We start from the raw sequence: 18,357 nt of genomic DNA on the forward strand, positions 1-18,357 counted from the left end.
ATTGGATTTACCCGGGTTGCTTCTGGGAACTGCCGGAGTCGACGGGGGCGATGGCGCCACGCACGTTGCCGAATAGCTGGATGACCCGGGTGACATTGTTGTAGTTCATACCGCTGGCCGTCATGATCGACTGGCCGCGCTGAAGTTTAACCGGCTTTTCCGTCTCGATGACATCGTCGTTCACGAGCACGCGGAAATGCGAAGAATCGGCCTGCATTCTCGGGTCGCCGAAACCCGCGTCGCGCACGATGCGCGCGTTGTCGTACAGATCGACGATCGACGCGTCGCCGTTCACCGTGCCGCGGTCGCCCGTCGCCGTGACGACGGGCTTGCCCGGCTGGAATGCGCGAATGGCGGGCATGGTCAGGTCGCTCACTTCGTCGTCTTCATAGTGGATGAGCTTCGACGCGGTGAGCCGGTATTGCGTTGCGCCCGACTGATCGAGTTCGGATATCGAAAAGTTGTCCGCGAAATAGTCGGGCGTGTGCTGTTTCGGCCTGACCACGCCTTCGTCCTGGCGCGGCAGCGTAGCCTGCAGCAGCCAATACGTGATGCCGGCGAGCGCCGCCATCGCGACGAGCGGGATCAGCGAGGTCCAGCGAAACTGGTTCATCCGACGAGGCCCCGCTGCACTTCGCCGCTGCATGCGGCTGCGAGCAGCGCGTCATAGCGGCCTTGCGCGCGCAACAGCGCGTCGCACACTTCACGCACCGCGCCATGGCCGCCGCGCGCTTCGCTGACCCAGTGCGCACGGGCGATCACTTCGGGATGCGAGTTTGCCGGTGCGGCCGCGAAGCCGACTTTCAGCATCACGGCGAGATCGACCCAGTCGTCGCCCATGTAGCCGCATTCTTCCGGCGTACGGCCCGTTTCCTTCAGCAGTTGCTCAAATGCCGCGAGCTTGTGCTCGACGCCCTGATACACATGCGTGATGCGCAGATTCTCTGCGCGCTTCTCGACGATGCCCGACTTGCGCCCCGTGATGATCGCCGTGTCGATGCCTGCCTCGCGCAGCAGCTTGGCGCCGTGACCGTCCATCGAGTTGAACGCCTTCATCGTGTCTCCTTCGGCCGTAAACAGCAGGCTGCCGTCGGTGAGTACGCCATCGACGTCGAATATCATCAGCTTCACGCGGCTTGCGCGTTCGGCTGCGGTCAGGGCGGGAGCCATCAGATCACCTTCTTCGAAAACAGATCGTGCATGTTGAGCGCGCCGATCAGCTTGCCTGCTTCATCGACGACCAGCATCTGATTGATCCGGTGGCGCTCCATCAGTTCCACGGCTTCGACAGCGAGCCGGTCGGGACCGATCGTGCGCGGGCCGTGCGTCATCACGGAATCGATCGACAGTGCGCGGAAATCGCCGTCGCGCTCGAGCACGCGGCGCAGGTCGCCATCGGTGAAGATGCCCTTGACCCGCTCGTTTTCATCGACGATGGCCGTCATGCCCATGCGTTTGGCCGTAAGCTGGAACAGCGCGTCGCGGACGGTCGCGTCCGAAAGAACCTTCGGCACCTGGTCGCCCGTGCGCATCACGTCGCGCACATAAGTGAGCAGACGCCGGCCAAGCGCGCCGCCGGGATGCGAGCGCGCGAAATCGTCGGCACCGAAGCCGCGCGCTTCGAGCACGGCGACCGCGAGCGCGTCGCCGAGTGCGAGCGCGGCCGTGGTGCTGGCCGTCGGCGCGAGATTCATCGGACACGCTTCCTTTTCGACGCCGCAATATAGATGCACGTCGGCGATCCTGGCGAGGCTCGAACCGGGGCGGCCCGTCATCGCGATCATCTTCGCGCCGAGGCGCTTGACGAGCGGCAGGATCGCAACCAGTTCTTCCGATTCACCGGAATTCGACATGCCGATGAATACGTCGTCGGCTGTCACCATGCCTAGGTCGCCGTGGCTGGCTTCCGCGGGATGCACGAAAAACGCGGGCGTGCCCGTGCTCGCGAGCGTCGCTGCGAGCTTGCGCGCGATATGGCCAGATTTGCCGATGCCGGAGACGACCACACGTCCACGGCAGCCGAGAATGAAGTCGATTGCTTCGAGGAACGCGTCATCGAGATGATCGCGAAGGGAGCGCACGGCGTCCGCTTCGATGTCCAGCACGTCGCGAGCGAGCGCAAGTGCCCGGTCGCCATTGATTTTCGCTATCATCCGGGGAGTATAGCAAAGGCGCTTGTTCGCCGCGCCGGGAACGACCTTTCCGGACATTGCCTTCACGGGCCCCTGAACCTTGCTGCGCGGGCGTTTGCGCGTGGCTCCGCCGACGAACCAGGATGCTCTTTCCCATGCGCTTTTGCCGATGATTTCCCCGCTCGAAATGACGCTGTTCCTGCTGCTGGCTTCAGTGGTGGGCGTCGTCGTGTTCCGCTATCTGAACCTGCCGCCGATGCTCGGCTATCTGTCCGTCGGCATTGTGGTCGGGCCGCACGCATTGGGCATCGTGCCGGATTCGGTCGGCGCGCAGAACCTCGCCGAATTCGGCGTCGTGTTCCTGATGTTCTCGATCGGGCTGGAATTCTCGCTGGCGAAATTGCGCTCGATGCGCCGGCTCGTATTCGGCCTCGGCTTGTTGCAGGTGCTCGGCACGATTGCCGTCGCGGTGTCGCTCGGCTTCGTGCTGGAGCGATGGGTGCATATCTCGTGGCAGGCGAGCGTCGCGCTGGGCGGCGCGCTCGCGATGTCGTCGACGGCGATTGTCAGCAAGATGCTCGCGGAGCGGCTCGAAATCGAAACCGAGCATGGCCGCAATATCTTCGGCGTGCTGCTGTTCCAGGATCTGGCCGTGGTGCCGCTATTGATCATCATCGCGGCGCTCGGCGGCAAGTCGGAAGACTTGATGGCGGCACTCGGCATCGCTTCGATCAAGATCGTGATCGCACTGGCGCTGCTGTTAATCGTCGGTCAGAAGTTCATGACGCGCTGGTTCAACGTGGTCGCACGGCGGCGCTCGCAGGAACTGTTCATTCTGAACCTGCTGCTGGTGACGCTCGGCGCCGCGTTCATCACCGATAAATTCGGCCTGTCCCTCGCGCTCGGCGCGTTCATCGCGGGCATGCTGATCGCCGAGACGCCTTACCGGCATCAGGTGGAAGAGGACATCAAGCCGTTTCGCGACGTGCTGCTCGGTCTGTTCTTCGTGACGACGGGCATGCTGCTGAATCCGATGGTGATCTGGCAGCATCCGTTGATCGTGCTCGCGTTCCTGATCGGCCCGGTGCTGCTGAAAGCGGTGATGATCACGGGCCTCGCGCGCCTCTTCGGCGCGACGCCGGGTGTGGCGATGCGTACGGGCATCGGGCTCGCCCAAGCGGGCGAATTCGGTTTCGTGCTGCTCAATCTGATTCTCGATAAACATCTGGTCGACGCGACGCTGTTGCAAGCGATTCTCGCCGCGATGCTGCTGTCGATGCTTGCCGCACCGTTCATGATCCAGAACGCGGATCGTCTCGTGCTGCGCGTGTCATCGACGGAATGGATGATGCAATCGTTGCAGATGACGCGTATCGCGACGCAGAGCCTGAAGCAGAGCGGCCACGTGATCATTTGCGGCTACGGCCGCGCCGGGCAGAACCTCGCGCGCATGCTGGAGCACGAAGGGCTCTCGTATGTCGCACTGGACCTCGATCCAGACCGCGTCGCCGCTGCAGCAGCGGCTGGGGAATCAGTCGTGTTCGGCGACGCCGGGCGGCGCGAGTCGTTGCTCGCGGCGGGTATCCATCGCGCGGCGACTGTTGCGATCACCTATGCGAACACGCCGTCCGCGCTGCGCGTGCTGCACAACATCCATGAACTGGAACCGACGCTGCCCGTGATCGTGCGCACCGTCGATGACTCCGACCTCGAAAAACTGCTCGCCGCGGGCGCGACGGAAGTGATTCCGGAGATCGTCGAAGGCAGCCTGATGCTGGCGTCGCACACGCTCGTCGTGATGGGCGTGCCGATGCGGCGCGTCGTGCGGCGTGTCGAGGAGCTGCGCGACGAGCGTTATAGTCTGTTGCGCGGCTACTTCCACGGCGCTGACGACGTCGAGGACGACGACGGTCACGAGCAGGTGCGGCTACAATCGGTGCCCGTCGACGAAAAGGCGGATGCCGTCGGGCGCACGCTCGAAGAACTCGGGCTGTTCGATCTCGGCGTCGAAGTCACGGCGATTCGCCGGCACGGCATTCGCGGCGTCGAGCCCGATCCGTCGACCAAGCTGCGCGCCAGCGACATCGTCGTACTGCGCGGCCTGCCCGAAGCGCTGTCCGAAGCGGAAGAACGTCTGTCGAAGCATCGGCGCGCGGGCGCGGCGGCGGCCTGACGCTTGCTGTCATTCTTCACCGTAGATCACGCTGCGCCGTTCCCCACGTTTGACGAACGTGCGCTGCATTCACGCAATTCACTGGAAATATCTGGGTCTTCACGGACCCGTCTGGAGTCATCATGTCCAACGCGCCTGCGAATCAGCCTTTCGATCCGGCCGATTACATCAACAGCCAGATCCGCACGGTGTCCGACTGGCCGCAGCCCGGCGTGCAGTTCCGCGACATCACGCCGCTTCTGCAAAAGCCGAAGACGCTGCGCGTGCTGATCGATCTGTTCGTGCAGCGCTATATCGACCAGAAGCTCGACTATGTCGCGGGGCTTGATGCGCGCGGCTTCATCATCGGGCCGATTCTCGCGTACGAGCTGAACCTCGGTTTCATTCCGATCCGCAAGGTCGGCAAGCTGCCGTACAAGACGGTGTCCGAATCGTACGAACTCGAATACGGCACGGCGACTGTCGAGATTCACGAGGACGCCTGCAAGCCTGGCGACCGCGTCGTGATCGTCGACGATCTGATCGCGACGGGCGGCACGATGATGGCGGGCAAGAAGCTGCTCGAGCGTCTCGGGGCGACGGTGATCGAAGGCGCGGCAATCGTCGATCTGCCCGATCTCGGCGGCTCGAAGCTGCTGCGCGAAGCGGGCCTGCCGCTTTTCACCGTCACGACGTTCGGCGGCCATTGATTGCTTTGAACATTCTTTGAACGGAGCGTAAGCGCGATGCCCAACTTCCTGCTGTTCCTCGCGACGTCGATAGCGATCACGTTCGCGCCCGGTCCCGACAATCTGCAGGTTCTCGCGCGCGGCATCTCGCAAGGACGCGCGGCGGGCTTCGTCGCGGCGCTCGGTTTCGCGGCCGGCATTTCGTTTCACACGACGCTTGCCGCGCTCGGCATCGCGGCCGTGCTGCGTTCGTCGCCCGTTGCGTTCGAGGTCCTCAAGCTCGCGGGCGCGGCGTATCTGATCTGGATCGGCATCAAGGCCCTGCGCAGCAAGGGTCTCGCGACGGCGCACGAGCGTCCGCCGCAACCGCTCGCGTCGATCTTCCGTCAGAGCGTGATCGGCAACATGCTCAATCCGAAGGTGACGTTGTTCTTCGTCGTGTTCCTGCCGCAATTCGTCGATCCGCATGGCGCGCAGAGCGTCACGTTGCAGATGCTCGAACTGGGCGTGCTGTTCATGTTGCAAACGGTCGTTGTGTTCTCGCTGTTCGGCGTGTGCGCGGGCATGATCGGCGGATGGCTCAAGCGCCGGCCGCGCGCGGGCGTGTGGCTCGACCGGCTCGCGGGCGCGACGTTTATCGCAATCGGCATTCGCGTCGCGTTGCGCGACTGATTTATCGCGCTTCATCCATCACGCTGTCTGGAGTTTTCATGTCTTTGCCTTGCATCGTCGCCGCACGCCGTTTCGATCCCGCCTTGCATGTTCCGTTTGTGATCGACGGCGAGCGCGTCGGTTGGGTTCGTGCAAGCGATGTGCCGTTGCTCCAGCGTTGGCCCGACGTGTTCGATATCGACGCGCAGCAGGTCACGCTTTCGCCGCGGTTCAGCACCGTCGATCTGCGCAGCGCGGCGCTTGGTTCCGTGATCGGCGCGCTTGCCGCCGAGGGCTGCATTCCCGGTTGGCGGGACGAAACCTATGCGATCCGCAATGCATTCGATGCGCCGCCGCTCGCTTATATCGAGCGTGCGGCATCGCGCTTTTTCGGCACGATGACGTACGCGGTGCATCTGAACGGCGTCGTAGAATATGCGGATCGCGCGCCGCAGCTGTGGATCGCGCGCCGCAGCGACACCAAGGCAACCGATCCCGGCATGCTCGACAATGTCGTCGCCGGCGGGATCGGCTGGGGCTTCAGTCTTGCAGAGACGATCGTCAAGGAGTGCTGGGAGGAAGCGGGCATTCCGGAAGAGATCGCCGCGCGCGCTGTCGCCGGACGCACCGCGCATGTGCTGCAGTCGTTGCCCGAAGGCACGCAGGCCGAGCAGATCTTCATCTACGACCTCGCGTTGCCTGAAGACTTTGCGCCGCGCAATCAGGACGGCGAAGTCGGCGAGCATCGGCTGGCGCGCATCGAAGATGTTGCACAGGCGATCGAAGAAGGCGCGATGACAGTCGATGCAAGCCTCGCGACGCTCGATTGCCTGTTGCGCCGCCGCTGGATCGACGAAGATGCATGCGAAGGCATCGAAGCGCTATTCGCACCGCCCGTTCTCGCCTGACGACGAGACGCAGCGAGGCGCGGCAAGATACACCACGAAACACGCACTGAAGAAGGGAGTCACCGAGGTCATGTCGACCGAACACAGCTTTATTCTCAAACTGTCGTGCGCCGATCGGCCCGGCATCGTTCACGCCGTGTCGGGTTTTCTGTTCGAGCGCGGCAGCAACATCCTCGACTCCGCGCAATTCGGCGACAGCCACACGGGTGAATTTTTCATGCGCGTCCACTTCCAGCAGGTGGGCGGCGATCCGGGTCTCGACGCGCTGCGCACTGCGTTCACGACGCTCGCCGAGCAGTTCGGCATGCGCTGGGAACTGCACGACGCGAACGAGAAGCCGCGCGTCGTGCTCATGGTGTCGAAGATCGGCCACTGTCTGAACGATCTGCTGTTCCGCTATCGCACGGGGCAACTGAACATCGAGATTCCGGCGATCATTTCGAATCACAAGGAGTTCTATCAGCTCGCCGCAAGCTACGACATTCCGTTCCATCACTTCCCGCTGACGTCGAAGGATGCGAAGGCGCAGCAGGAAGCGCGTGTGCTAGAAGTGATCGACGAATGCAAGGCGGATCTGGTCGTACTCGCGCGCTACATGCAGATTCTGTCGCCGGAACTGTGCGAACGGCTGGCCGGGCGCGCGATCAACATTCACCACTCGTTCCTGCCGAGCTTCAAGGGCGCGAAGCCGTATTACCAGGCGTTCGATCGCGGCGTGAAACTGATCGGCGCGACCGCGCACTACGTGACGACGGATCTCGACGAAGGCCCGATCATCGAGCAGGAAGTGGAGCGCGTCGATCACAGCATGACGCCGGATCAATTGACGGCGATTGGCCGGGACGTCGAATGCGTGACGCTCGCGCGCGCGGTGAAGTGGCACGTCGAGCACCGTATCGTGCTGAACGGCAGCAAGACGGTCGTGTTCCGCTGATTCGTTTTGTTTTGCTCGAAACCGGCGCGTGTCGTGATCGGCAGCGCCGGTTTTTTTGTTTGGCGAAACGGGTGATGCGTTAGCGCGAAGCGGCGCTTTCCGTCTGCGTCTGAACGACGCGCGTCTTTGTCTTGCGTGTACTCGACGCCAGGCGGCGCGCGTTCATCTTCTTCAGCCAGATCAAGAGGCCTGTTGCGCTCAGCACGGCGACCATCACGCCGACACAGCTGATCAGGATTCGCCCGCCGACGCCGAGAATGCGCCCCGAATGCAGCGGGAATTGCGCCTGCATGAAGAGGTCGCCTGCTGTTCCCTTGCCGGGAATCTGCGCGCCTAGCGGCTGGCCATTCTGCGCATTCCAGTATGTCCACGCGTTGCCGAGACCGCCGTCGCCGTGATCGTCGCCGGCGCCGAAATAGCCGATGCCGTACACATGGAACATCGGCGCGTAGTAGATCGCGCCCGGCGGCGCTTCGATGTGCTTGTCCGCGCGCGCCTGGATCGCTTGCTTCAGGATCGCTTCGCGCGCGATCGGTGCTTCGTTCGGCTTTGCGTTGGGCAGCAACGATGGATCGGTGAACGGCGTCGGCGTGAGCGTCGAGAAGAACTTGACGACGGGCTGCACGACAGGCGTCGACAGATTCATCGACACCGATGTTACCGCCATCATCAGCAGCAATCCCCAGATCCAGACACCGCCCGAGCGATGCAAGTCGAACGTGAGCGCGTAGCCGCCGCGCCGCACACGAAACGCGAACGACTTCTTCCACGCCTTCATGCTCGGGAACGACAGCACGAGCGCGATCACGCTATCGAAAATCCACACGATCCCGACGATACCCATCAGCCACGTGCCGATGTCGATGCCCCCCGTGAACGGCAGGAACAGCGTGTAGTGCAGCTTGTAGATGAACGGCATCAGATTCAGCCGCGCGACAGACAGCGCGCCCCATTCACGGCGGCTCTGGATTGCGCCCGTCGCGGGATCGACGGCGATCTGATTGAAGTCGAGCGTGTACGGCTGGTTCGTTTTTGGATCGACGCGCGGCAGCACCATCATCTGCAACGCGTGCCCCGGTTCGACGGATAGCGGCAGGTAGGTCACCTGAAGGCGCGGATCGCCTGCTTCGACACGGCGCGCGAGTTCCAGCGACGGCAGCGGCTGCGCGTCGCTGCGCGCATAGAAGAAGGTGGGATTGAGCATCGCGTCGAGTTCGTGATCCCACGCGATCAGCGCACCCGTCAGTCCCGCGACGAACAGAAACAGCGCGATGCCGATGCCGAACCAGCGATGCAAACGCACGAGCACGGGTCTCATGCGCAGATCCCGTCAAAGGCGACGGCCGTGGGCGGTGGAAAAATGGCGGACATGACGGCGTGATGCCTTGCGAATAAGAACGATTCGCATCTTATGGGGCGAATGAGGATGCCGCAAGAGTTTCGTAAGAACGGAAGACGTCTATTTCTGTGCGAAGCGGCATTCGGCGCGGTGCCGCAATCTAAATCATTCGGGGTGCGGCAAAATGTCGCGGTTACGTTTTCAAGGCGCTATCGTCGCGTCGCGGATATGAAAAAGGCGACCTCAGGTCGCCTTTTGTGTTCGCGTACACGCCGTTCGTCGCGTTAAACGAGCCGTAAATAGATCAGTTCGCGCTTGATGTACGCATAGAAGATTGGCGCGGCAATCACGCCCGGAATGCCGAACGCGGCTTCCATCACGAGCATCGCGATCAGCAGTTCCCACGCGCGCGCCTCGATCTGCCCGCCGATGATGCGCGCGTTCAGGAAATACTCGAGCTTGTGGATCAGGATCAGGAAGATCAGCGCCGTCACGGCAGCCGGAAAGCTCACCGAGAGCGCCACAGCCACGATCAGCGTATTCGAGATCAGATTGCCGATCACGGGCAGCAGGCCAACGATGAACGTGATCATGACAAGCGTCTTCGCCATCGGCAGCGGCGCGTGAAAGAGCGGCAACAGCAGCAACAGGAAAATGCCCGTAAACACCGTGTTGATCGCCGAGATCTTCACCTGCGCGAACACGATGCGGCGGAACGCATCGGCGAAACGGCTGACGCGCGTGATGAAGGCTGTGGACAGAGGCAGCCGCTGTATATGCCGGGTCGCGCCGACCGCGATGATCGCACCGATGATCATGCCGATCAGCACATGCGTGAAGATGCGGGCTGCGTTCTTGCCACCTTGCGACAGCGTGCTCGCATGCGTCTGCATCAGCACGGTGGCTTTTTCCTTCATCTGCTCGGTGGAAACGGGCAGGTTCTGCGCGACGAATTGCGGCAGACGGCCGCGCGCCTGATCGATCAGCGACATTGCCTGATCGAGCAGCTTCTGCACGCTGGGCACGTCCTTCTCGAAGTGGTCGATGACGGCGACAGTGAAGCCCGTCAGCGCGCCGACTATCACTGCGGAGAGAATCACCACCGAGAGCCAGCGCGCGCGCCCGCTCGACATGTGTTTTTCGATGCGCGGCGCTAGCGTATGGACGAGCTGGAACACGAGCATGCCGGCGAGCAGCGCGCCCAGCAGCTTGAGTTCGAGCACCGCCCACATCGCGAGGAGCGCGACGATGTAGCTGCCGACTTCGACCGCAGACAGTTTCGGCAGGCTCATGTCGCTGGTCAGCCTGACCGGGCGAGGGCGCAGATCCTGCACCTGCCCGTCATCACGGGCCGGATTACGCTTGGCCATGGCTTTGTATAGTCTCCAACCTCAGGTTTTGACGCTCGGCTTGCCGGCCTTCGCCGGTGCCTTGCCCGTTGCTCTTGCTGTTCCTGCCGCTGGTTTCGCTGTCGATTTCGATGCCGGTTTCGGCGCATCTGCGGCAACGGCCTTTTTCGACCTTGCCGGTTTTACGGCCGGTTTCGCCGATTCTGCAGCGCCTTCGATGACAGTTGCCTCCGCTTCCCCGTCAGATTCTTCGCTGTCCACCTGCTTCGCATAGTCCGCGCCTGCTGCCGCTTCGTCTGCCGCCTTGTCGCGCTGCAACAGCGGCGCGAGATACCGCCCGGTAAAACTTGCCTTCGACTTCGCAATCTGCTCCGGCGTGCCTTGCGCGATGATCTGACCGCCGCCGGCACCGCCTTCGGGGCCGAGATCGATGACCCAGTCGGCAGTTTTTATCACATCGAGATTATGCTCGATGATGACCACGGTATTTCCTTGATCGCGCAACCGATGGATCACTTCGAGCAACAGCGCGATATCGTGGAAGTGCAAACCCGTGGTCGGCTCGTCGAGGATATACAGTGTGCGACCCGTATCGCGCTTGCTCAGTTCCAGCGAAAGCTTCACGCGCTGCGCCTCGCCACCCGACAACGTGGTTGCCGACTGGCCAAGACGGATATAGCCGAGACCCACGTCCAGCAACGTTTTCAGCTTGCGCGCGACGACGGGCACCGCCTTGAAAAAGTCGTATGCGTGCTCGACCGTCATCTCCAGCACTTCGCTGATGTTCTTGCTCTTGTACTGGATATCGAGCGTTTCGCGGTTGTAGCGCTTGCCGTGACACACGTCGCACGGCACGTACACGTCCGGCAGGAAGTGCATTTCGACCTTCAGCACGCCGTCGCCCTGGCACGATTCGCAGCGCCCGCCCTTCACGTTGAACGAGAAGCGGCCCGGATCGTAGCCGCGTTCCTTCGCGGCGGGCACACCCGCGAACAGCTCGCGGATCGGCGTGAAGAGGCCCGTGTACGTGGCGGGATTCGAGCGCGGCGTGCGGCCGATCGGCGACTGGTCGACGTTGATGACCTTGTCGAAATGCTCGAGCCCTTCGATCGCCTCGAACGGCGACGGCTCGGCCGATGACCCATACAGGTGCTGCGCGACCGCGTGATACAGCGTGTCGTTGATGAGCGTCGACTTGCCCGAACCCGACACGCCCGTCACGCAGGTCAGAAGACCGACGGGCAGATCGAGTGTGACGTGTCTGAGGTTGTTGCCGTATGCCTCGACGATGCGCAGATGGCGCTCGTCGGGCGCCTTGCGGTCATCGGGGAATTCGATGCGCCGCGCGCCCGCGAGATACTGGCCCGTCATCGACGCCGGGTCCGCCTGTACTTCGTCAGGCGTGCCTTCGGCGATCACCATGCCGCCGTGCTCGCCCGCGCCCGGCCCCATGTCGACGACGTAGTCGGCCATGCGGATCATGTCTTCGTCGTGCTCGACGACGATCACCGAGTTGCCGAGATCGCGCAGATGCTTGAGCGTCGAGATGAGGCGGTCGTTATCGCGCTGATGCAGGCCGATGGACGGTTCGTCGAGCACATACATGACGCCCGTCAGCCCCGAGCCGATCTGCGACGCGAGACGGATGCGCTGCGCCTCGCCGCCCGACAGCGTCTCGGCGCTGCGTTCCAGCGACAGGTAATCGAGCCCGACGTTATTCAGGAACATCAGACGCGCGACGATTTCCTTGACGACCTTGTCGGCGATTTCGCGCTTCGAGCCTTCTAACCGCAGCGTCTGGAAATAGCCGAGCGTGTCGCGCAGCGGCCAGCCGCTGACTTCGAAGATGCCGCGCGCGTCACCGTCCGCGCCGATGCGCACGAAACGGGCTTCGCGGCGCAAACGCGTGCCTTCGCACGACGGACACGCCTGGTTGTTCTGATACTTCGCCAGTTCCTCGCGCACCGCGACCGAGTCGGTCTCGCGATAACGCCGTTCCAGATTCGGAATGATCCCTTCGAATACATGCTCGCGCACCGACGTGCGGCCGCGCTCGTTGATGTACGAGAACGGCACTGTCTGCTTGCCCGAGCCGTACAGCAGGATTTGGCGCACCTTTTCCGGCAGGTCTTCGAACGCGGTGTCGATGTCGAATTCGAAGAACGCCGCGAGGCTTTGCAGCATCTGGAAGTAAAACTGGTTGCGCCGGTCCCAGCCCTTCACGGCGCCCGCCGCGAGCGACAGCGACGGGTGCGCGACCACGCGCTTCGGATCGAAGAACGTGATCTGGCCGAGGCCGTCGCACTCCGGGCACGCGCCCATCGGATTGTTGAACGAAAAGAGGCGCGGCTCCAGTTCCTGCAGCGAATACGAGCAGATCGGACACGCGAACTTCGAGCTGAACAGATGCTCTTTGTCCGTGTCCATTTCGAGCGCGATTGCGCGGCCGTCGGCGAGACGCAGCGCGGTTTCGAACGATTCGGCCAGACGCTGCTTCGCGTCGGCGCGCACCTTTAGACGGTCGACGACGACGTCGATCGTGTGCTTGTCGTTCTTTTTCAGCTGCGGCAGCGACTCCACTTCGTAGATCTTCGCGACGCCTTCGTTCGCCGTACCGCCGCCCGAGCGCACGCGAAAACGGATGAAGCCTTGCGCCTGCATGTCTTCGAACAGCTCGGTGTGCTCGCCCTTGCGGTTCGCGACGACGGGCGCGAGGATCATCAGCCTCGTGTCTTCGGGCAGCGCGAGCGCGGCATCCACCATCTGCGAGACGCTTTGCGCCTCCAGCGGAATTTCGTGGTCCGGGCAATACGGCGTGCCGACACGTGCGTAAAGAAGTCGCAGGTAGTCGTGGATTTCGGTGACGGTGCCGACTGTCGAGCGCGGGTTGTGCGAGGTCGCTTTCTGCTCGATCGAAATGGCGGGCGACAGACCCTCGATCAGATCGACGTCCGGCTTTTCCATCAATTGCAGGAATTGCCGGGCGTACGCGGACAGGCTCTCCACATAGCGGCGCTGGCCTTCGGCATAGAGCGTGTCGAAGGCGAGCGACGATTTGCCCGAGCCGGACAAGCCGGTAATCACGACCAGCTTGTGACGCGGCAAGTCGAGATTGACGTTCTTCAGGTTGTGGGTCCGAGCCCCACGGATACGGATTTGTTCCATGAACCGGCGGGAAGAGGAGAAGGCTAAACCTGCTACTATAACGACTTTTCCAGACCGCCGTTACGGCTTCCTGACAGTGCGCAAACGGCGTGCTGACAAAGACGAAAGCGTCGTTTTTTCGCGGTTCAGCGTTGCGGGGAGGCCCTCGTAGTTGAGGGCGATTTCTGCCTTCTGCAAGAGACCAGGCACCCGTTATAAGCTCGGCCAGCGCTGGAGGTTGCGCATGTGTCGTGCATGCGTGCTGTCTCGCGATCCGCTGTCCGTCATTCAATAATCGTTCCCGATGTCCAATCCGTCCGCCACCTCCACACGCATGAGCGCGCCCGAGTTGCGCGCGACCGTGTCGCTTGCCGCGATCTTCGCGCTGCGCATGCTGGGTCTCTTCATGATCATGCCCGTCTTCTCGATCTACGCGAAGACGATTCCGGGCGGCGACAACGTGTTGCTGGTCGGCATTGCGCTTGGCGCGTATGGCGTGACGCAATCGCTGCTCTACATCTTCTACGGCTGGGTTTCCGACATGATCGGCCGCAAGCCGGTCATCGCGATGGGTCTGCTGATCTTCGCGCTCGGCAGCTTCGTTGCCGCGTTCGCGCACGATATGACGTGGATCATCGTCGGCCGGGTGATTCAGGGGATGGGCGCGGTGTCGTCGGCGGTGATCGCGTTCATTGCGGACCTGACGGCCGAAGAGCATCGCACCAAGGCGATGGCGATGGTGGGCGGCTCGATCGGCGTGTCGTTTGCGGTGGCGATCGTCGGCGCGCCGATCGTTTTCCACTACCTCGGCATGAGCGGCCTGTTCACGCTGGTCGGCATTTTCTCGATTCTCGCGATCGGCGTCGTGCTGTGGATCGTGCCCGATGCGCCGAAGCCCGTGCATGTGCCCGCGCCGTTCCACGAAGTCTTGCACAACAAGGAACTGCTGCGTCTGAACTTCGGCGTGCTGGTGCTGCATGCCACGCAGACGGCGCTGTTTCTCGTGGTACCGCGCATTCTGGAAGCGGGCGGCCTGCCCGTTTCGTCGCACTGGAAGATTTACCTGCCCGTGATGGGCCTCGCGTTCGTGATGATGGTCCCGGCGATCATCGCCGCGGAAAAGCGCGGCAAGATGAAGCCGGTGCTGCTGGGTGCGATTGGTCTTATCCTGATCGGACAGTTACTTCTCGGCATCGCACCGCATACCATTCTGACTGTGGCAGCGATTCTGTTCGTCTACTTTCTCGGCTTCAATATTCTCGAGGCTTCGCAGCCTTCGCTGGTGTCGAAGCTGGCGCCGGGCACCCGCAAGGGCGCGGCGGCCGGCGTCTACAACACCACGCAGTCGATCGGCCTTGCAATGGGCGGCGTGATCGGCGGCTGGCTCTTGAAAGTTGATGGACAGAGCGCCGTGTTTTTTGCATGCTCAGGGCTTGTCGCTTGCTGGCTTATAATCGCGGCCAGCATGAAACAGCCGCCACGCAAGGCATAAAGCTTTTTTACGGCACGAATTTACAAGGCGGCGGTCAATCGGGGCGCAGCGGCGCGCTTTCCGTTTCACTGACACAGGCGGCTGGGGCGCGAAGCGCCATCGGCGCCGCGTCGCCTGCAACGGAATCAACAGGAGAAACTCATGGCATCCGTGAACAAGGTCATTCTCGTCGGCAATCTGGGTGCCGATCCGGAAGTCCGTTATCTGCCGAGCGGCGACGCAGTGGCGAACATTCGCCTTGCCACGACCGATCGCTACAAGGACAAGCAGTCGGGCGAATTCAAGGAAATGACGGAATGGCACCGCATCTCGTTCTTCGGGCGTCTTGCTGAAATTGTGTCGGAATACCTGAAGAAGGGCTCCGCGGTGTACATCGAAGGGCGCATCCGTACGCGCAAGTATCAGGCGCAGGACGGCACCGACCGTTACTCGACGGAAATCGTCGCTGAACAGATGCAGATGCTCGGTGGCCGCGGCGGTGCGGGCGGCGCCGGTGGTGGCGATGACGGCGGCTATAGCCGCGGCGAATCGATGGAGCGCGGCGGTGGTGGTGGCCGCATGTCGGGCGGTGGCGGCGGTGGTGCCGGCCGTGTGTCGGGCGGCGGTGGCGGCGGTCAGAGCCGTCCGAGCGCGCCGGCCGGCGGCGGGTTCGATGAGATGGATGACGATATTCCGTTCTAAGCCGTCCCAGACCGCAAGCGTCGACGAACGAACACAAAAACACCCCGCCATCGAGCGGGGTGTTTTTTTACATGCCGACGTTTCGGCCGAATCGCAAACGCAAATCAGGTGTAAAGCGCCAGGCGCCGGGCCTCAAGCCACTCCGCCATTCGCCCGCAGAATCTGCCCGTTCACCCACGCGCCATCCGTCCCTGCGAGAAATGCGACCACGGAAGCAATATCCTCCGGCTGTCCCAGACGTTGCAGCGGCGGCATCTTCGCGAACGTCTGAATCTGCTCTTCCGTCTTGCCGTCGAGGAACAGCGAAGTCGCCACCGGCCCCGGCGCCACGGCATTGACCGTGATATTCCGCCCACGCAGTTCCTTCGCGAACACATGCGTGAACGATTCGACGGCCGCTTTGGTCGCGTTGTAGATCGCGTAACCCGGCATGTTCAGCGCGAGCGTCGTGCTCGAAAAGTTGACGATGCGTCCACCGTTATTCATCCGCGTCGCTGCTTCGCGCAGCGTGTTGAAGGTGCCGCGAACGTTGATATCGAAGGTTTGCGCGAACAGCGCGTCGCTGGTTTCGGCGAGCGGCACCGTCTTCAGGATGCCCGCGTTGTTGACGAGCACATCGACCTTGCCGAGCTGCTGTTCCGTCGCTTCGAACATGCGACGCACGTCGTCGGCGTTCGAGACGTCTGCCTTCACCGCAATGGCCGCAGCGCCGTCTGCCTTCAGTTCAGCGACGAGCGCATCCGCTTCCTTCGAGCTTGCCGCGTAGTTCACGACGACCGCAAACCCGTCGCTGGCGAGCCGCCGCGCGATTGCCGCGCCGATACCCCGCGACGCGCCCGTGACGATCGCAACCTGTGCATTCTTGACGTTGTTCATGATCCGATTCCTTGAAGTGGTGAGTGGATGAGAAGGATGATCGGATATCTCGACGTAGAGATAATCAGCCGAAAGTTGTTATCATCATTCCATTCACTTCAACAATGGTGCGGAAGCCAGCCGCCGTGTACCGCCATGGACCGTTTTCAGGAAATGCAGGTGTTCGTCCGCATCGCCGAGCGGCAGAGCTTCACGCGTGCCGCCGACGATCTGCAGATTCCGCGCGCCACCGTCACGAACCTGATGAAACGGATGGAGCAACGGCTCGGCGCGCGGCTGCTCGAACGCACGACACGCACCGTGCGCCTCACGCACGACGGCGAAGCGTACTACCGCCGCTGCGTACGTCTGCTCGCGGACATGGAAGAAGCGGAAGGTTCGTTTCGCGACGCCGCGCCGAAAGGTCTGCTGCGCGTGAATCTGCAAGGCACGCTCGCGCGGCATTTCATCGTGCCCGCGCTGCCGGATTTTCTCGCGCGCTATCCGGGCATCGAGTTGCATATCGGCGAAGACGACCGCCTGGTCGATCTGGTGCGCGAGGGTGTCGATTGCGTGCTGCGCGCGGGGAATCTGCAAGATTCGTCGATGGTCGGGCGGCGCGTTGCGCGACTCGAACAGGTGACGGTCGCGAGCCCGGCGTATCTGGAACGGCACGGCGTGCCCGGCGATCTCGCCGCGCTCACCACACATCGAGCCGTCAATTACATGTCGAGCGCGACGGGCAACGCGCTGCCGCTCGAATTCACCGTCGATGAACGCATCGTCGAGGTGAATCTGGAGGCGGTCGTTTCCGTGACGGGCACCGATCTGTACACGGGTGCGTCCGTCGCTGGGCTCGGTCTTGTGCAGGTGCCGCGCTATCGCGTGGAGAGCGAACTCGCTGCGGGCCGCCTCGTCGTCGTACTGCCGCAGTTTCCGCCGCCGCCAATGCCCGTCACCGTGCTCTATCCGCAAAGCCGTCAGTTGTCGTCGCGCGTGCGGGTGTTCGCACAATGGCTGCGCGAGATCTTCGACGCGGCGGGCGGGCTGAAGATCGGCTGAAGGTCGGTCGATAGCCGGCTAATGGTCGCCTGAGGGTTGCGCTAAAGCGCGGTCTAGATGCGCGAGCGCATCGCGCATCGGCAGGCTGGAGGAAACGATCGGGCCCGTCAGCGGTGTGTCGAGATCGACGATCACATACACGGCCGATGCAATCGACACGGCACCCAGCATGATCATCACGAGCGCCAGCGCGTTGCGAGGCGCGACGATGCCGAAGCATAGAAAGATGATCATCAGCCAGAAGGTGAGCGTGGTGAGAAAGGGCTTCGAAATCGAGCTATGCGCTTCTTCGATCAACGTCCAGCGCGCCTGGATCACGCGCTCGAAACGCGCGATGCATTCGGCCTGCGTGTGCTGCTGGTAGCTGTCGGTGGGCTGCAGCTTGCGCACGGCGACGAACGCGTCGTTCAGCATTTGGCCGAGCCCGATACCTTCGAGCTTCTCGTGGCTCAGATCGCTCTTGAATCTTGGATAGTCCCCCGACGGCGGGTCCTCCCCGGGCCACGTCGCGGCGATCGCCGCCGCCGTGTACGCGCGCAGCAGCGTGCGCGGGTATTGCGCCTCGGGACCGTACTGGCGCAGCGCCATGTCCAGTTGGATCAGCTCGGCGGCATAAGAGCGGAAGTCGTTGCCGACGGTATCGAAACTGCTTTTCGCGGATGCCGTGAGCAAGCCCAGCACCAGCGCCGCGAACGTCACGAGCATCGTCATCACGAGCTGGATCAGCTGAAGCGTCTCGTGCCTGCGATGCTCTTCAGGCAGATAAGCCTTGCCGAAAAAGCCGACGCCTGTTCCCGCCAGAAGCAGGGCGAACACCACGAGCGCTGACAAGGTCTCTTGCATGAGCATGGTCCGCGTAGCCGTCGCTTCGCTACTGTCCAACAACTTCGAAGCGCGGGCAAGTGTCGATCGGAATTGTTAAATCACGTACGCCAAACCCAAATATCGAGAAGAAATATTTGGCAAGAC

At 62.6% G+C, this 18,357-nt stretch carries 16 protein-coding genes; 8 read left to right on the forward strand and 8 right to left on the reverse strand.

What is annotated here, in order from left to right; all coding sequences use genetic code 11:
* Positions 1-7 precede the first annotated feature (7 nt).
* Genes lptC through kdsD form a run of 3 tightly spaced genes read right to left on the reverse strand, consistent with a single transcriptional unit; the run spans position 8 to position 2,153 of the window.
* On the reverse strand, positions 8-613 hold the full coding sequence (gene lptC / locus C2L65_RS01635; protein ID WP_042306305.1) for an LPS export ABC transporter periplasmic protein LptC: 606 nt from the start codon (positions 611-613) through the stop codon (positions 8-10).
* The gene (locus tag C2L65_RS01640; RefSeq protein WP_007579706.1) at positions 610-1,170 is read right to left on the reverse strand and encodes a KdsC family phosphatase; all 561 of its coding nucleotides are present in this window, start codon (positions 1,168-1,170) and stop codon (positions 610-612) included. The genes lptC and C2L65_RS01640 overlap by 4 nt, the downstream gene beginning before the upstream one ends.
* Positions 1,170-2,153 carry an arabinose 5-phosphate isomerase KdsD gene (gene kdsD, locus C2L65_RS01645; RefSeq protein ID WP_007579707.1) on the reverse strand — a complete coding sequence of 328 codons (984 nt, stop codon included), beginning with the start codon at positions 2,151-2,153 and terminating at the stop codon, positions 1,170-1,172. Before kdsD ends, C2L65_RS01640 begins: the two co-directional genes overlap by 1 nt.
* A 148-nt stretch (positions 2,154-2,301) precedes the next feature.
* Here kdsD and C2L65_RS01650 point away from each other — a divergent pair, with 148 nt between their 5' ends.
* The 5 genes from C2L65_RS01650 (at position 2,302) to purU (ending at position 7,466) form a co-directional block, all read left to right on the forward strand.
* Positions 2,302-4,305 carry a monovalent cation:proton antiporter family protein gene (locus C2L65_RS01650; protein WP_042306362.1) on the forward strand — a complete coding sequence of 668 codons (2,004 nt, stop codon included), beginning with the start codon at positions 2,302-2,304 and terminating at the stop codon, positions 4,303-4,305.
* A 122-nt stretch (positions 4,306-4,427) separates the two neighbouring features.
* Positions 4,428-4,994 carry an adenine phosphoribosyltransferase gene (locus tag C2L65_RS01655; RefSeq protein ID WP_042306304.1) on the forward strand — a complete coding sequence of 189 codons (567 nt, stop codon included), beginning with the start codon at positions 4,428-4,430 and terminating at the stop codon, positions 4,992-4,994.
* 36 nt (positions 4,995-5,030) lie between these two features.
* Positions 5,031-5,645: a LysE family translocator gene (locus C2L65_RS01660; RefSeq protein WP_007579710.1), complete on the forward strand. Its 615-nt coding sequence runs from the start codon at positions 5,031-5,033 to the stop codon at positions 5,643-5,645.
* A 38-nt stretch (positions 5,646-5,683) separates the two neighbouring features.
* A complete protein-coding gene (locus tag C2L65_RS01665) occupies positions 5,684-6,532 on the forward strand; it encodes an NUDIX hydrolase (protein ID WP_042306303.1) in 849 nt (282 codons plus the stop codon).
* Positions 6,533-6,602: 70 nt separating this feature from the next.
* Positions 6,603-7,466, forward strand: a complete 864-nt coding sequence (purU, locus tag C2L65_RS01670; protein ID WP_007743389.1) for a formyltetrahydrofolate deformylase — start codon at positions 6,603-6,605, stop codon at positions 7,464-7,466.
* A gap of 79 nt (positions 7,467-7,545) precedes the next feature.
* Here the strand turns inward: purU and C2L65_RS01675 are convergent, their stop codons facing one another.
* The 3 genes from C2L65_RS01675 to uvrA form a co-directional block, all read right to left on the reverse strand.
* Complete coding sequence (locus tag C2L65_RS01675; protein WP_042306302.1) at positions 7,546-8,784, reverse strand: PepSY-associated TM helix domain-containing protein; 1,239 nt, start codon at positions 8,782-8,784, stop codon at positions 7,546-7,548.
* A gap of 305 nt (positions 8,785-9,089) precedes the next feature.
* Positions 9,090-10,175 carry an AI-2E family transporter gene (locus C2L65_RS01680; protein WP_042306301.1) on the reverse strand — a complete coding sequence of 362 codons (1,086 nt, stop codon included), beginning with the start codon at positions 10,173-10,175 and terminating at the stop codon, positions 9,090-9,092.
* Between the two features lie 21 nt (positions 10,176-10,196).
* Positions 10,197-13,319, reverse strand: a complete 3,123-nt coding sequence (gene uvrA, locus C2L65_RS01685) for an excinuclease ABC subunit UvrA (protein ID WP_042306300.1) — start codon at positions 13,317-13,319, stop codon at positions 10,197-10,199.
* A 283-nt stretch (positions 13,320-13,602) separates the two neighbouring features.
* Between uvrA and C2L65_RS01690 the strand changes: the two genes are divergently transcribed.
* Positions 13,603-14,790, forward strand: a complete 1,188-nt coding sequence (locus C2L65_RS01690) for an MFS transporter (protein WP_042306299.1) — start codon at positions 13,603-13,605, stop codon at positions 14,788-14,790.
* A gap of 141 nt (positions 14,791-14,931) precedes the next feature.
* Positions 14,932-15,471, forward strand: a complete 540-nt coding sequence (locus tag C2L65_RS01695) for a single-stranded DNA-binding protein (protein ID WP_042306298.1) — start codon at positions 14,932-14,934, stop codon at positions 15,469-15,471.
* Between the two features lie 132 nt (positions 15,472-15,603).
* Here C2L65_RS01695 and C2L65_RS01700 read toward each other — a convergent pair whose 3' ends face one another.
* Positions 15,604-16,347, reverse strand: coding sequence for an SDR family oxidoreductase (locus C2L65_RS01700; protein ID WP_042306297.1), 744 nt, complete (start codon positions 16,345-16,347; stop codon positions 15,604-15,606).
* A gap of 135 nt (positions 16,348-16,482) precedes the next feature.
* On the opposite strand from C2L65_RS01700, the gene C2L65_RS01705 reads away from it, so the two are divergent.
* Positions 16,483-17,388 carry a LysR family transcriptional regulator gene (locus C2L65_RS01705; RefSeq protein ID WP_042306296.1) on the forward strand — a complete coding sequence of 302 codons (906 nt, stop codon included), beginning with the start codon at positions 16,483-16,485 and terminating at the stop codon, positions 17,386-17,388.
* Between the two features lie 18 nt (positions 17,389-17,406).
* On the opposite strand, the gene C2L65_RS01710 is transcribed toward C2L65_RS01705, so the two are convergent.
* The gene (locus C2L65_RS01710) at positions 17,407-18,231 is read right to left on the reverse strand and encodes a bestrophin-like domain (protein ID WP_042306361.1); all 825 of its coding nucleotides are present in this window, start codon (positions 18,229-18,231) and stop codon (positions 17,407-17,409) included.
* Between the last annotated feature and the right edge of the window lie 126 nt (positions 18,232-18,357).

It is taken from the genome of Paraburkholderia terrae, from assembly GCF_002902925.1.
Lineage (GTDB): Bacteria > Pseudomonadota > Gammaproteobacteria > Burkholderiales > Burkholderiaceae > Paraburkholderia > Paraburkholderia terrae.